This is a genomic window from Ferrimicrobium sp. (assembly GCF_027319265.1).
Taxonomy (GTDB): domain Bacteria; phylum Actinomycetota; class Acidimicrobiia; order Acidimicrobiales; family Acidimicrobiaceae; genus Ferrimicrobium.
Genome location: NZ_DAHVNP010000019.1, coordinates 1 through 15,182, shown reverse-complemented (window position 1 = coordinate 15,182; position 15,182 = coordinate 1). Strand labels below are relative to the sequence as shown.

At 58.0% G+C, this 15,182-nt stretch carries 10 protein-coding genes; 7 read left to right on the top strand and 3 right to left on the bottom strand.

Annotated elements, in window-relative coordinates:
• Nucleotides 1-715, top strand: a 715-nt coding sequence (locus M7439_RS02135) for a hypothetical protein (RefSeq protein ID WP_298347801.1), incomplete at its 5' end; no start/stop codon positions are given.
• Nucleotides 684-1,841 carry a hypothetical protein gene (locus tag M7439_RS02130; RefSeq protein ID WP_298347800.1) on the top strand — a complete coding sequence of 386 codons (1,158 nt, stop codon included), beginning with the start codon at nt 684-686 and terminating at the stop codon, nt 1,839-1,841. The genes M7439_RS02135 and M7439_RS02130, both read left to right, overlap by 32 nt.
• Nucleotides 1,842-1,939: 98 nt before the next feature.
• Here M7439_RS02130 and M7439_RS02125 read toward each other — a convergent pair whose 3' ends face one another.
• Nucleotides 1,940-2,632, bottom strand: a complete 693-nt coding sequence (locus M7439_RS02125) for a Type 1 glutamine amidotransferase-like domain-containing protein (RefSeq protein WP_298347799.1) — start codon at nt 2,630-2,632, stop codon at nt 1,940-1,942.
• 1,135 nt (nt 2,633-3,767) lie between these two features.
• On the opposite strand from M7439_RS02125, the gene M7439_RS02120 reads away from it, so the two are divergent.
• The gene (locus M7439_RS02120) at nt 3,768-6,131 is read left to right on the top strand and encodes an EAL domain-containing protein (protein ID WP_298347797.1); all 2,364 of its coding nucleotides are present in this window, start codon (nt 3,768-3,770) and stop codon (nt 6,129-6,131) included.
• Nucleotides 6,132-6,592: 461 nt separating this feature from the next.
• On the opposite strand, the gene dnaE is transcribed toward M7439_RS02120, so the two are convergent.
• Nucleotides 6,593-10,153, bottom strand: coding sequence for a DNA polymerase III subunit alpha (gene dnaE, locus M7439_RS02115; protein WP_298347795.1), 3,561 nt, complete (start codon nt 10,151-10,153; stop codon nt 6,593-6,595).
• Nucleotides 10,154-10,273: 120 nt separating this feature from the next.
• Here dnaE and M7439_RS02110 point away from each other — a divergent pair, with 120 nt between their 5' ends.
• A complete protein-coding gene (locus M7439_RS02110) occupies nt 10,274-11,386 on the top strand; it encodes an NDMA-dependent alcohol dehydrogenase (RefSeq protein WP_298347794.1) in 1,113 nt (370 codons plus the stop codon).
• 262 nt (nt 11,387-11,648) lie between these two features.
• A complete protein-coding gene (locus M7439_RS02105; protein ID WP_298347792.1) occupies nt 11,649-12,128 on the top strand; it encodes a DUF1707 domain-containing protein in 480 nt (159 codons plus the stop codon).
• Between the two features lie 126 nt (nt 12,129-12,254).
• Here M7439_RS02105 and M7439_RS02100 read toward each other — a convergent pair whose 3' ends face one another.
• Nucleotides 12,255-12,839, bottom strand: coding sequence for a peroxidase-related enzyme (locus M7439_RS02100; protein WP_298347790.1), 585 nt, complete (start codon nt 12,837-12,839; stop codon nt 12,255-12,257).
• Nucleotides 12,840-13,738: 899 nt separating this feature from the next.
• On the opposite strand from M7439_RS02100, the gene M7439_RS02095 reads away from it, so the two are divergent.
• Together M7439_RS02095 and M7439_RS02090 are read left to right on the top strand one after the other, a co-directional pair.
• Nucleotides 13,739-14,899 (top strand): hypothetical protein, encoded by a 1,161-nt coding sequence (locus tag M7439_RS02095; RefSeq protein WP_298347788.1) that lies wholly within the window; start codon nt 13,739-13,741, stop codon nt 14,897-14,899.
• Nucleotides 14,886-15,182 (top strand): hypothetical protein (locus M7439_RS02090; RefSeq protein ID WP_298347787.1); only part of this gene is annotated, 297 nt, incomplete at its 3' end. The genes M7439_RS02095 and M7439_RS02090, both read left to right, overlap by 14 nt.

Below are 15,182 nucleotides of genomic sequence, written 5' to 3'. Positions count from 1 at the left end.
ACTAGACTTGTTCCCAGCCGATCCAAAGGGAGCGTGTTTGATGGCAATCGAACTGACTACAAAGGATTGTGACGCACTCGACGATGCCGAGCTCGAAGAGTTCGCTGCCGTCAGTGATCTGCAGGGTGCAGCCTTCAGCGCCGGTTTCCTCTCGAAGCAGAGAGAGGAATGGGTGCTGTCGTCACTCGCACGAGAGGGGGATTCCCTTCTGGGGGGAATGATGTTTACGTTGGAGCGCATTGGGGGCACTCCATGCATTCTGATCAACCTCATCGTCACACAACCAAAGGACCGAGAGCGGGAACTGCTCGCAGCGCTTCTTCACGAGGCGTATTCGCGGGCACTCCTTGCCTTTCCAGACGAGGACGTACTGGTCGGAGTCAAGTTGATCTCTCCGAATGGTTATGAGATCTTCAATGGCCTCTCTGACGTCGTGCCCCGTCCTGGGCACCGCCCAACGGGTGAGGAGCGGGCGTGGTCGCGCCGACTTGCGAAGCGTTTTGGTCTTGACCATGGGCTCGATGACCGCAGTTCGTTAGCGGTCAGCGATGGTGAACAGTATGGTTATGTCGCCTATCGTCTGGGGGATCCCGTCGAGACTCCCTACCAGGAGGTCTTTGAGTGTTGTGCACCTGAAGAGGGTCAGGCACTGATCGTCTTCGGTTGGGTGATGGCCGAGCAACTTGCCGACGGTTCCGTCCCTCTTCCCGTCTGAACGTCAGCCACTTTTTCACCTGATCGAAGCGCGCCAGCGTGGCGAGTTGAGTGCCAGCGAGGTGCTCAGCACCACTCTTGGGGCCTTGGATGGCGTGGTGTTCGGGCGATCAAGGATTGAACAGGTTGCGGTTGAGGCGGTCGAGTTTGACCGTGCGTATCCTCCAGGTTCCTGGATGCCAGCGCTGGCAGGGGTGCCGATCATCGTTGATGATCGGGCGTGGCAAGCTGACGGTGATCCGGGGGCAAGAAATGCCTTCGCAGTTGCACCAGGTACCGCGGTCTCGGCACTCGCGAAGGAAGGGGCACTCGTGGTGGGGTCCGTCCTCCTTGATGAACCGTCTGCGAAGATGGGTACAGCGCGCGATCAAGGTGGTGCGAACGACCGATTATGGAGTCAGGATCCCTTGCTACAAAGCCACCTCTCTGGCGCGATCAAGGCCTCACTTGTGGCAGGGGATCTTCTTGGAATGTGGTGGCGGGCTCGACATGGAGTGGCCTCTTTTCGCCCCACCCTAGGGCTGACACCGGCTCTTAGCCCAGCGCTGGGTCAGCGTGCGATCAGCTTTCTCGCAGCGAGCGTGCCAGAGCAGGCCTTCCTGCTCGATCGACTGCGAGCGCGAGGGGTGAGCGGTGACCCTCGCTATCTCCCCCACTCGCAACCCAAGAGTTTGCTCAGCTTCGCGATGGCACCGAGGCGTCCTGATCGACTTGGTGTGCTGGAGATCGCAGGAGATCCAGGGAGCAGAGCCAATGCACAGCTCCTTCGATCGCAGCTTCTGGCGCTGGGGATTTGCCTTGAAGATGTACGGGATACGCCGTTTGTGCAGCCGATTCTGGAAGGAAATGAGGTCGATCAGCCCGACGGGTATATCGGTGCGGCTGACGCGTTGTTGTTTGTGACCGAACTCGATCGGTGGTTGACCAAGGTTGATGCGATGGTGGTCGTACTCGGTCCTGCTGGCGGTGGCGAACGGGAGATCCAAATCGTTGCAGAGCTGCTCGAGGCTGCCAACCTCCCGTGGCTGATACCAGAAGGAGGCGAGTCACTAGTGGTGGGTGGACGATTTGGGGACGCTCAACTCCTGCGATTGGCAGCGTTTTGGCAGGAGAACGGTTTGGGTTGACGCTTGTTGGAGCACCAACCGGGGATGTGGTTCCTTCATCTTCCAGTCGCTGGCTAGCGGCGTGCGACCTCGCCCGCTTTCGGCCCTGTAGCAAGCGCTCAGAGTTCGAGCATCTCGCCTTCGCGGAGCCGACGTGGAGGGGATTCACTGAGGCATACCACTGTTCCTTTTCCCATGACGGTCATCGACGCTGAGGTTCCGACCAGGGCGGTGAGCTCGTCGATGCCCACGACTTCGATGCCCTCCGGTGGTCGGATGGCGAGCTTGGCAAGGCTGGTTCCCAACTTCGGCACAAACCGGTCAAAGTGAGGGATGATGCTGAGCTGGGGAAGGAGCCCTAAACCCCGATGGCCCATGGAATCACGGTTCCGAAGGCTGGGGATCCAGGCTCCCATGATCATCGCACCGGCACTACAACCCGCGATCGAAGCACCGCGCTCATGGGCTGCGACGATGGCCTCCCAGACAACGGTGTCACGGAGGGTGTCCGCCAGAAACGTTGGGTTTCCGCCCGAGAGATAGATGAGGCTGGCATCGTCGAGGGCTTTGGCCAGCTCGGGGTCGTTCGCCTCCTCCCGGGTTGTCGGTGCGACGGTGACGGGCGTGACACCAAGGCGTACGGCAGCTTGGCGACCGAGCTCGATCCAGTAGTTGAGGCGTTCCGCACTCTCCTGTGCAGCGGCGGTGGGAATCTGGACGTAGCGATCCCCACCGTTGAGAAGGCGACGTTCGATAGCAGCCATCTCTGGGAGATATTCTCCTGAACCCACAAGGGCAATCAATCCTGACATCGCTCTAAGCCTAGGTTGGCCAGCGTCGTTGGTGGTAATCCGAGGCAGTATGCGGACCGTCTGATCATCGAACCGAAGGGAGTCTGGCCTTACTAGGGTTCGATCACGCCGATGGCGGCACTTCCTCGGCGACAGCGCTGTCTTGATCTCTGTGTGCACTGAGACCGCCTGTAATCGGGCAGTTGGCGTGGGTGGGCAACACTCGCTGACGATACAACGATGTGAGGATGCGGCGAGGTTCTGATGGGATCAGCATGCGTTCATTGAACATATGGACCTCTCCCTGCACTGGTGTCCCTCATGCGACCAGCACTTCTGGGAGACGACCAAATATCATGGATCGGAGAAAAACGCTAGATGGTGATCCCACCTGTCACATCCTTTCAGTGCGGTGTATCCGGTAGTGGTCGTGGAGAAAGGATGGGTGACGCGAAGATACGTTCAAGAGAGCGCACCGCTGGTTCATCGCCACAACAAATCGCACTCCTCCCATGATCGCCGTCCCTTCTCATCGACTCACCGCTCAGGCCGTTAACTCGTCGATTCTGCTCAGCTCGCGCCACCGGCTGGTGCGTGGAGTACACCTTGAGCAGTCCTCTCCGCCTGAGCATCGGACGAAGCGATCGAAGTGCGGGGGTACTGTTCGGTCTGGGTAACAATTTGGAACCCCGATCGACCCTCGATGCTACTGCGACGGTGTCCACACCAACAGGCGGATATTGGCTGAAACTGCCATTCCAAGCTGGGTTGAGATGGGATGATTGCACCAAGCCGATAACAGTTTGGCACACGATCGAGCGAAGAATCCTGACGTGGCCGGAGCGGTGAAGGTCTCTGAGACTTGTGACGTCGCGAGGCTCGCTAGCGCGCCTCTATGCAATGCCGTTCACGCAAGAGTGCATGATGCTCTCGATCGTAGGCTGCGGATGGTTCAGGTGAGGTACGCACCATCCGTTGCCTGTGGAGTAGGGGGATTGCACGTTGGGAGAGCCGAGAATAGTTTTAGGTTATCATGGGCTTGACCGATGCATAGTAGAGACAATATGCTCGGCTCCATGGCACAATTGTGTGCGATTCTGGTGGCCGTAGCGGAGATTCTCAGGTACCAGAGTTCGCGACCATATCGAGGTGGGTGATGATGGTGGATGAACCGATAGAGGACCCCGGCCTAGGGCTTGATGCACAGACAGAACTTTTCCTGCAACTCGCTGAAATGGTCGGTACCACCACTCGGACCGGACCTGCCCTCGCGTTGGCCTGTGAAAGGCTGGCGACGATTATTGGTTGTACACGCGTGAGCGTATTCCTTGTGGTGAACGGCCAAGTCGTGCCTCGAATGTCACGCTTTGCAGACGGTATGACGATGCCGGAGCAGTGGGATCAGTTTCGCACGACCCTAGCGGCGAGCCATCCACCGCCAGTTGTTCTTGAGGTATTGGAGCAAGGTAACCCCATCGTTCGCTCTCCCTATGACGATGTTTGGTGGGCTGAGCAGTTTGGTGTCGCCTCGATTATGGCCGTTCCTGTTGGAAAGGCGTCACATCCACTCGGTGTGCTGGTGGCGGACTCGCAGGTTCCCTGTGATTTCAGGCCGGACCAGGTCCGTCTTGCGGCGGCACTTGGCGTCCAACTTGGTGGAATTGTCGCACTGGCCAGCCAGATCGAGGAGCAACATAGCCGCCTTGATATTGCCGAGGCGGTCCACAAATTTGTGGTTGAGGGGTCGCTTGCCACCTCGACCCTGGGTGTTGCTCAAGCACTTGCACGGGCGGTAACCAATGCGCTTGGGTACACGGTCACCGTAGCTATCGCGCTTGATGCCACTGGTGTCATCGCCGAGGTTACCGGTTCTGGGGTGGACCCATCCATCCTCGACGAGATTGGCGGTACCCTCAAGGGAGAGCTATTGAGTTCTGCTCTCACCGATGGCGATGCTGCTGGACCCTGTCGGTTGCAGGAGATGGCTCTCGATGAGACGTTGTCGTGCGCTCTGACCTCGTTGGGGTTTGCTTCTGGCTGGTGTATCCCGGTGAGTCGGCTGAATGGCCAAGTCGTGGGGGTCGTCGTTGTCGGGGATCCTGCTGAGCATGGCGCTATCGGTCATCGGCATCGTGACCTTGTGTGCGTTCTCGCCCAGGAGAGTACGGTTATCGTCGAGAATGCCGTGCTTCGCGAGCATGATCACTACCAAGCTACTCATGATGTCCTGACCGGATTGGCGAATCGTGCTCAGTTCGAAGAGTATCTCACGCGTGCCATCGCAGTCGCTGAGCGGACCTCAGCGCCGATGGCGGTATTGCTGCTGGATCTCAACCGTTTCAAGGACGTCAACGATACCCTTGGACACCGTATGGGTGATGAACTACTTCGCCAGGTAGCAGCCTGTCTCACCTCCGTTATGCGCGAGGCGGACTTGGTTGCTCGTTTGGGAGGGGATGAGTTTGTCGTTCTACTCACCACATCGGCCGACGTTGCGGGGGCTCGGGTGGCAGCCAAGAGGATTGTCGCCGCGCTTGAGCAGCCGCTGCTGGTTGCGAACCGTTCGATCTGGATCGGTGCCAGCGTCGGGATCGCCTGTTTCCCCGACCACGGGGCGGATCCACAGACCCTGCTGCATCGAGCCGATCTGGCCATGTATGAGGCGAAACGTACAACGGTTGGCGTGGTTGTCTACGATGCCAGCGTGGATCGGGCGCAGTCGACTGTTCCAGGCCTGCTCCTTGAGTTGCCGAGGGCGATCCAAAACAATGAACTTCTTCTGCATTATCAACCCAAACTTGATTTAAACACCGGTTTGGTGGTGGGTGTTGAGGCGCTCGTGCGTTGGGCACACCCCACCCTTGGATTGCTCGGCCCGGATCAGTTTGTCCCATTGGCTGAAGCTACGGGGATCATACGTCAGCTGACCTCCTGGGTGCTCGTCACTGCACTTCGGCAGGCAGCCACCTGGAGAGAGCATGGATTGATCCTTGGGATGGCGGTGAATGTATCGGCTCGAGATCTCGCAGATCCTTCGCTCCCAGAGCGGGTGATGAGGGCTCTTGGTGAGGCGAGGGTACCGGTGGATCAGTTGACGCTGGAGCTCACGGAATCGGCAATCATGTCGGACGAGGCAAAAGGGACCCAGGTACTGACCGAGTTACGTGCCTTGGGGGTCAGAATCAGCCTGGACGACTTTGGCACTGGCTATTCATCATTGGCCTACCTTGAACGCCTCCCACTCGATGAGGTCAAGATCGATCGGTCATTTTTGGGCCAGGATGGTTTCGGGGCTGAGTCATTTGTGATCCGTTCGATGGTCAAAATGGGCCATCACCTCGGGCTAAGGATCGTCGTCGAAGGGGTTGAGAACATGGTATCGCATGAGAGCGTGGCCCGTATTAACTGCGACGAGCTCCAGGGATTCGTACTTTCGCCGCCACTGGCAGTCGCTGACTTTGAACGCTGGCTGGGTGATTGGACGGATGAGATCGCCGCTGAGCCCTTTGCCTCGAGTTGATGAAGTCCCTCGTCAGCTATGCGAGCACTGGTGCCGATCAGGAGGAATGTCTGGTGATCGTGGTGTCCTCGGTAGTGTTGACGATTCTGTAGCGTTGATGCAGGCGCGAGACCCTGTCACGGAGATGTGTCCGGACGAACCTTTGAGATGTGCTCTTGGTATAGGTGGATCACGCTGCATTAGTGTTATCGAGCGTACGAGACGGGTGCGGGAGCGCTCACGATTGCGACAAGAACGCGGACACCACGATCGAGCACGAGGGCTTGGTCACCCTCACCTGGACTATGGCGAGTTTCGCCAACAGCGAAGAACAACCCCCACCGATTGATCTCGCAGCTCCATCAGTGTGCTCTCGGTAGGTCCAGAGTTCGAGTCGGTCACCGACTCGAACTCTGGGAGCGGTGGGTGGACCGCACACCTAAGGAGGAGTCATATGCAGGATTCGCGGAATGGATCCGTGGTCATGCGAACGCCACCCGGTCGCCAAAGCTACTTCGCAGGTGCCCGATCAGGTTGTTGTCGATGGGGATCGAGAGGCCGTCAACCAGGAAGCGCATCGAGCCGATCTTGAGGACCACTGGGTGTTCACCTTCGTGAGCTTCGAGAACTTGGCGAAGCCGTTCGAGTTCACTACGACTAGCGAGCTCCTCAGGCATGACCAGCGTCGCAACCTCCGCTCCATCGACAAACTCGGGTTGCGTGAGCTCCACGACCTCGATGGCCATGGCGGCGATCTTGGGGCGTTCCTCTCGGGTGTCAAGACGTCCCTGAATCTTTAAAACCGTGTCTTGGGTGAGGAGCTGACCGAACTCTGCCATGGTCTTTGGAAAGACCATCACTTCGATGGCCCCACGGAGATCCTCTAAGGTGATCGTCCCCATCAGCTCGCCCTTCTTGGTGTGACGTTTCGTGAGGGTCGTCGCAACTCCGACAACGGTGACAGCCTGACTCACTCCCGTCTCGGCTAGTTCGAGAACCTCGGCGACCTTCAAGGCGGCGATCTTGGCCAACTGTGCATCGAGACCCGCGAGGGGATGAGAACTAACGTAGAGACCGAGCATCTCCCGCTCGGCCTTTAAGAGAAGATCCTTGGGCCACTCGTCGGTGGATGGGTTAATCTCAAGTGTGACGACCCCTGCGGCTACGTCGGTTGGGTCTTCGAAGAGCGAGAAGACGCCTCGATCCCGCTCGCGACGCTTGTCGAGCGCCTGGTCAATCACGCTCTCATGGATCTCAGCGAGCCCCTTGCGCGCGTAACCGAGGCTGTCAAAGGCCCCACCCTTGATAAGTGATTCGATCGTGCGCTTGTTGAGTACCACTGGGTCGACACGGAGGCAGAAGTCGCCAAAGTCCTGGAAGGGGCCATTCGCCTCGCGTTCAGAGACGATCATCGCTACCAAGCCCTCTCCGACGTTGCGAATGGCGGCAAGTCCGAAGAGAATCTCCTCCTTGTCACCCTCCTTCACCACGACAAAGTCCGCCATCGAGTGGTTGATATCGGGGACGAGGACTGAGATCCCATGGGCGCTAGCCTCTGCGAGATAGAGGGCGGTCTTGTCCTTATCGTCCTTGACCGAGGTCAAGAGAGCGGCTAAATACTGGGTTGGGTAGTTGGCCTTTAAGTAGGCGGTTTGGTAGGCGATGAGTCCATAGCCATAGGAGTGGGACTTGTTGAAGGCGTAGTCGGCGAAGGGTTCGATAATGTTGAATAGCTCAGTACCGATCTGCTCGCCGTAGCCGGTGTCGATGCATCCCTTGACGAACTTCTCTCGTTCGGCGGCGATCAATGCGCGAATCTTCTTGCCACAGGCTTTGCGGAGATTGTCCGCTTCGGCCAGGGTATAGCCAGCGAACTTCTGCGCGACCCGCATCACTGACTCCTGATAGATCATGAGACCATAGGTATCAGAGAGGAGTTCTTCGAGATCGGGATGGAGGTAGGTGATCTGCTTACGCCCGTTCTTGCGGTCGGCGTAATCGTTATGCATATTTGCCGCCATTGGACCTGGTCGATACAGAGCAGTGAGGGCGGCGATGTCGTCAAAACGGGTTGGCGCGAGCGAGCGAACGAGGGCCCGCATTGGGGTACCCTCCAGCTGGAAGACGCCGATGGTGTCTGCCTCGCGCAGCATTGCAAAAGTTGGTTCATCATCGAGCGGGATTCCTTCGAGGGTGAGGGCAATGCCGCGAGACTCTTTGATCAGCTCGATGGCGCGGTCAAGCACCGAAAGGGTGCGAAGTCCGAGGAAGTCCATCTTCAGTAGTCCCAGTTCTTCAACCCCGTGCATCTCATACTGGGTGACCATGGGGGCAAGTGATGGGTCTTGACCCGGATCTGGCTTGCGTTGGATTGGGAGATAGGTCGTGAGGGGCTCGTTGGTAATGACAACGGCCGCCGCGTGAATGCCATCTTGGCGTCGCAGGCCCTCCAGTCCTGTGGCAACATCAACGACGGTCTTGACCTCAGGATCGGTCTCGACCATCTCCCGTAACTCGGCGGCTGCCTGATAGCCATCCTCGAAACCTGGCTTGAGTTCAAGGCAGGCCGCCAAGGGGGTGTCACGTCCCATGACGAGGGGAGGCATGACTTTGGCGATGCGGTCACCAACGGCGTACGGGAGACCCAATACGCGGGCGGCATCCCGGACAGCGGCTCGTGCTTTGATGGTGGAGAAGGTGACGATTTGGGCGACGTGGTCGGCACCGTAGCGACGACCGGCATAGCGAATCATCTCGGATCGATATCGCTCGTCGAAGTCCATATCGATGTCGGGCATCTGAGTCCGGCCTGGATTCAAGAAGCGTTCAAAGAGCAAGTCGTACCGGATCGGATCGAGGTCAACGATTCGCAGGCAGTAGGCGACGACCGATCCGGCCGCTGATCCGCGGCCAGGCCCGACACGAATGTGTGACTCGACGGCATGACGGATGAGGTCCCAGACCACCAGAAAGTAACCCGAGAAGCCCATCTCGGCGATGACGGCGAGTTCGTAGTCGATGCGCGAGCGTGTGCGCTCGTCGAGCGTAGCTCCGTAGCGTTCGTGAGCACCGGCCTCGGTGAGGTGACGCAGATAGATGGTGGCGGACTGATGGTAGTCGCTGGCTTGGAACTCCTGGGGGATAGGAATCTCAGGTAGTTGTGGGGCACCGAACTCGATCGTGACGTTGCAGCGTTCCCCAATAGCGAGCGTGTTGTCACAAGCTTCCGGGAGATCACGGAAAAGCTCGCGCATCTCCGCGGCTGTCTTGACGTAGTGCTCTGACCCATCGAACTTAAAACGATTCTCATCGTTGAGGGTGGCGCCAGTTTGGATGCACAGGAGCGCATCGTGGGCCATATGGTCCTCTCGATGCACATAGTGGGAATCGTTGGTGGCGACGAGGGGTGCGCCGATCGTCCGAGCGAGCTCGACGAGTAGCGGGTTGGTGCGTTGCTGTTCGGCCAGCCCATGATCTTGGAGTTCGATAAATAGACTTTCCTTGCCGAAGATGTCCTGGAGTCTCCCGGCGATGGCGGTCGCCTTATCGGTGTCACCGCGGAGCAGTTGTTGGAGTACCAGGCCACCGAGGCACCCCGTGGTGGCGATCAGTCCTTCGTGGTGTTCCTCTAGGAGCTCCCAATCGATGCGGGGTTTGTAGTAGTAGCCCTCCAGGAAAGCTCGCGATGAGAGTTGGATGAGGTTGTGGTAACCGACGTTGTTTTCGGCAAGCAAGACGAGGTGATAATACATTTTCTCACCGCTGTCACCATCGCCACCGGTGTCATCGATGCGACCCCGACGCGCAGGTCGATCCCGACGGGACTGGCCTGCCATGTAGGCCTCGATCCCGATGATCGGGTTGATTCCACGGGCCCTCGCGCCCTTGTAGAAGTCGAGAACCCCGTACATGTTGCCATGGTCAGTGATGGCCATCGCTGGTTGCTGGTCCTCTTGGGCCTTATCGAGGACGTCGTTGATTCTGGCAGCCCCATCGAGCATCGAGTACTCGGTATGGGTGTGAAGGTGGACAAAAGATTGCATGTGCTCTCCAGATTAGTGAGCGCCACCTGTCGGCTTCGTCGACCCAGACGGATTCTTTTTCCGATCACACGGGCTGGCATTGTTTTGCTAGGATTGGGGCCAGTTCAAAGGGGGATATGCATGAAGATGCCAGCAGCCGTGTTATGGGAACCGAAGTCCGATTGGAGCGTGGAGGAGGTTGAGCTAGCTGATCCGCTCGCGCATGAGGTGCGTGTCAAGCTTGTCGCCTCTGGCCTATGTCACTCAGACGAGCATCTGGTTACCGGTGATCTTCCGGCTCCACTACCGATCGTTGGCGGCCATGAAGGTGCAGGCGTCGTGGAGGCGATCGGTGAGGGAGTGACCTCGGTCAGCGAGGGTGATCACGTGGTCCTCTCCTTCATCCCTGCCTGTGGTGTCTGTGACATGTGCTCGACGGGACATCAAAACCTGTGCGTACTCGGAGCCCACCTCGTCTCGGGGTCTGAGCTAGCCGGCGGGCAGCGCATTACCGCTCGTGGTCAGGGTGTTGGCACGTTTTGCCTACTTGGAACCTTCGCTCCCTATGTTGTCGCCCATGAGTCATCGGTCGTCAAGATCCACGAGGATATCCCACTACAGGCTGCGGCCCTCGTGGGTTGCGGTGTGACGACTGGCGTCGGTTCTGCGATCTACACCGCCAAGGTTGCTCCTGGCGATATCGTTGTGGTCGTCGGCGTCGGCGGCATCGGTATGAATGCCGTCCAGGGTGCTCGTCTAGCTGGCGCTGGTATGGTGGTCGCAATCGACCCCAACGCCTGGAAACGAAACCGAGCCTACGAATTCGGTGCCACCCACGATGCTCCCTCCATGGCGGAGGCAAAGGAGATGATCAGCGATATCTCCTGGGGGAACATGGCAAACGCGGTGATCATGACACCAGGCGTCGTGGAGGGGTCCATGATGGCCGATGCCTTGGCCCTTGCGGGCAAGAACGCACGCGTGGTGGTCACGGGTCTGGCGAGCGCCTATGAGACGGAGGTGACGATGTCGCTCCTTGACCTCACCCTCTACCAAAAGAGTGTGCACGGTTCGCTCTTTGGCTCGGCCAATCCGCGCGCGGATATTCCCCGTCTCCTGTCGTGGTATCAGCGCGGTGATCTGAAACTCAATGAGCTTGTCACCAGGACCTACACGCTTGATCAGATCAACCAAGGTTATGCCGACATGCGAGATGGTGCGAACGTCCGCGGGATGGTGCTCTACGACGAGTAGCGGCACCAATGGGCCTGGCCTGGTTTGTCACTCCTGACAGTGATACGCACTGCCATGACTTTGAGAGCCTTGCGCGAGCAGCAGTGAGGCAGGGTTCTTGGGATGAGGCGCGTTTGAGGCGACGACGGTTGACAGGTCGGCCAACGCCTGGTGTGAGCGGCATGGGGCGCTGGTGCTGGGCCTGATCCGAGACTGAAGCAGTGCCTCGTTGTCTTTGTACCAAATCCGGTAATGTTTGGACGAAATGCGCTAGAGTTGGTATATGGCCATCGATCCAATGCACATACGGAACTCCGCGAGTGATCGAGAGCACGTGGAGTCGCTTCTTCGACGCGGTTTCGAAGATGGTAGGTTAAGTCAGAGTGAGTTCACCGATCGACTTGAGCGTGTTCATACTACGGTGAACTATGGAGATCTTCTCACGTTGGTCGAGGATCTGCCCTATGACCATTCGTTCCTCTATCAGCATGCGTTCCCGAAGCGTTCGGCCGTTATCGATGAGACGCCCCAGCCAATACGACGGCCGCGCTCTCGTTCCGTGATGATCGCCTTCTTTGCGTTCTTTATTCTGGCGAGCGCTGCCCCAGCGGTTGGACCGTTCTTTATCCTGGCTGGTCTGGTCTTTCTCCTTGTTGCCCTCCCACGTCGTCGACGTCGCGTGATGATGCAACATTGTGACTACCCGGGCTATGACGATCGTCCTTCCTATCGTCGCGGGTCCGGCTACCGAAACGGCTGGTAGCGCGTCCGCGATCGGCCGTGCTGATTGTTCGCCTGCGGTGTTGTGTGACGGCTTCATGTCGTCAAAGTTCTGAGTCTCTCGGTTGGTTCAGTCTCTCGGCTAGTTGAGGCTGGTAGCGTCGGCTGACTAGGGTAGCGGTCGATCTCTTCCCATGAGGTAGAACTCCTGGTTCGGCAGTATCTTCGCGAAGCCTGCGAGCCGATTCGAGAGGGCAAAGAATGAGGTGATCGCACCGACTCTCCAGATGTCGTCATCCGTAAGTCCAAGATCGTAGAGCGGGGAGAAGTCCTCGGGCGTCACCGTTTCGGGATGTAGCGATACCGTATGGGCAAAACGCAGGATGGCTTTCTCGCGATCACTTAAATCAGCGCGCTCGAAGTCAATAGCGAGCTGATCGGATCGGTATGGATGCTTGGAGCGAATGCGATAGATCGCACCATGGGCAACAACGCAGTACGTGCAACGGTTGGTGGCCGAGGTTGCGACGACGATCATCTCCCGTTCTGCCTTGGTCAGCCCAGAATCCCCCTCCATGAGGGCATCGTGATAATCGAAGAAGGCGCGGAATTCGGCAGGGAAATACGAGAGTGCCGAGAAAACGTTAGGCAGGAAGCCGGACTTCTCGCGAACCGCCTCGATCCTCTCGGCGATATCGGGTGCGAGGTCTGGTGCTGGTTCGGTGGTGTTAAACCAATACGGTACGTGCGACATGGGCGTTCCTCCTCTTGTAACGCTAGCACCGTCGATGTCGAGAGAAAAATTGTGATCTCGCGCCCGCGATTCGGCCTCAGGCGTTGCGTCACTCTGTTGAGCGCAGTTTTCGGGTATTGACGGTTGGATTCTTGACGACGAGAGTGAGTTCGTTGTAGCGTAACTCCATTGCTGTGGTTGGCGGTTGTTGCAGATAGATGGGTCGCGACTACCTTGAAGGCTGGAGACACCTGAAGGAACTGACCCCACGAGAGCACTGGGCTGACTGCTGCGGCTGCTCGTGGGCCACCTATCTGAGCCACGAGGATCGCTCATCGTATCGGAGCTCCAGGATGCGAGGCCACCAGGACCCAAACATTCGTCTGGCCGCCCTGAGAAGGGTGGGCGTTCGTGGTGTTGAGCGTTGAAGTGACACAGGACAGCACGGTTCGAACACCAGAACACTGCGACACATCAGATGAGCATCGTATCATCGACAGCACAGAACCAACTGGGCAACACGCATCGACCGATCGCTAGAGGTGCACCTCAACAGCGACGTAGACCCTGGATGGGGATGATAGACATGCAGGACACCTCAGGCATGCATGCAAGAGGGTTCAACTCTCAAATTGATCGGAGTGAGTAGCACCAGTCCCCAGACAGTCCTTCTCAATCGGGGATGCATACCGACTCGCGGTCCAAGTTCTAGCAACATCGAGACACTAGGGGTGGCGTTATCGGTCACAATCTAGAAAAACTTTAAATTCTTTTGTTAAAATGGCCGCACCTTGTGAAAATACATGCTTGAATACACCTATACCTCCTCTGATGCAGGCTTTCTGTCCTCTGAGGTGGCGAGAGTGTGTCAGGCAACCGGTAGCCATAATCGGACGAGATCCGATGATGAGGAGAGAAGAATGAGTTTTCGAACAGAGCAGAGGATCGCTGGTGCGTTGGTCAAGCCGATGATAGCGGTGATTGTGGTGGGTGCGTCCGTGGGTCTCGTATCGCTCGGATCAGGTTCCTTCGGATCTAGCTCGAGGTTGCCTGCGTTCGCGCTCAGTAGCGCTCACACAAACGGGAAGGCTAAGGACGTTGCAAAGACCTCTGTAACCCAAGCCACGACATCCGGGAGCACGAGAACCGTGAGCCTTCATAACGCTGGCATCACAAATGGGGTGCCCAATTCTTGTTCCCTGGGATCCGAAGGTGGGACTTCGGCGCCTGACTGGTTGTTTATCCTTAATGGCCTGCAAACTGGTGATATCGTTCCGGGTTATGTGACGATTACTTGGCAGTACGATAATGGTTCTGGGACCTACACAACTCAAGTGGGCTTGAGTAGCCTCGACGGTCAGAGCGGTCATTACTTGGTCTATGAGCCCGGTGCAGCCCCGATTAGTGGAACGGCTGTCGTGAGTTCTGGCTGGTCTGGCGAGTTTGTCATTAGTGGCGGTCCCGGATGTGCTAGCACCCCGAGTTTGGATGGTTCCCCGTCTCTCTCCCTCGTGAAAGCGGAGGCCTCTGGTTCTCCGAACCCCATAACCACGGTGGGCCAGAGCATTACCTATGACTTTGTTGTGACCGATACGGGTAACACCACATTAAGCAACCTCTCTGTGGTCGATGATCAGTCGGTCGCTGGAGAGAGTCTTGCTGGTCCGGTCTCTTGCCCAGCCACGTCACTCGCGGCTGGCGCAAGTGTCACCTGTACCGGTACCTACACCGTGACAAGCGCCGACATCACCAACGGTAAGGTGACCGATGTTGCTACCGCGAGAGCTCAGACCTTGACTGGGACTTCGATTACCAGTGCGCCAGCAACCCTCACGATCACGGTGGCCACCACCAAGTCCTCATCCACGAACTCTTCATCACCCACCACCAAGTCCTCATCCACCTCCCCGGTCCCAGTCAAACTGGTCACGGGTCCCCCGAATGCTCCAACCAGCACCACCAATGCCCTCCCCATTGGCATCGGTATTGCAAGCCTTGGCGTCGCAGGACTTGCTTACCTAGGTATCGAGCGCAAGCGCAAGGGAAAAATCAACTACGGTACAACCGATGAGGTCGCATAGACACCAACGAACTACTCACCAAGGGCGAGGACTCACCACCAGAGTCCTCGCCCTTGGTGCCTCCCTCGCCATCATCGTCGGGGGAGTCCTCACCTATGAGGGGATCCACAACTCCCCGAAAGCCGAGATCCATCGCCTAACCGTGAAGGATCACCAACGAGCCATCAAGCTCGCCAAGGCCAAACCCACTACATCCTCTGCTGGCCCCACCTACACCTCGGTCCCCTGGAACCCCACCCTCCCCAACGAGGTCGCCACCATCTCTATCCCGGCCCTGAATATC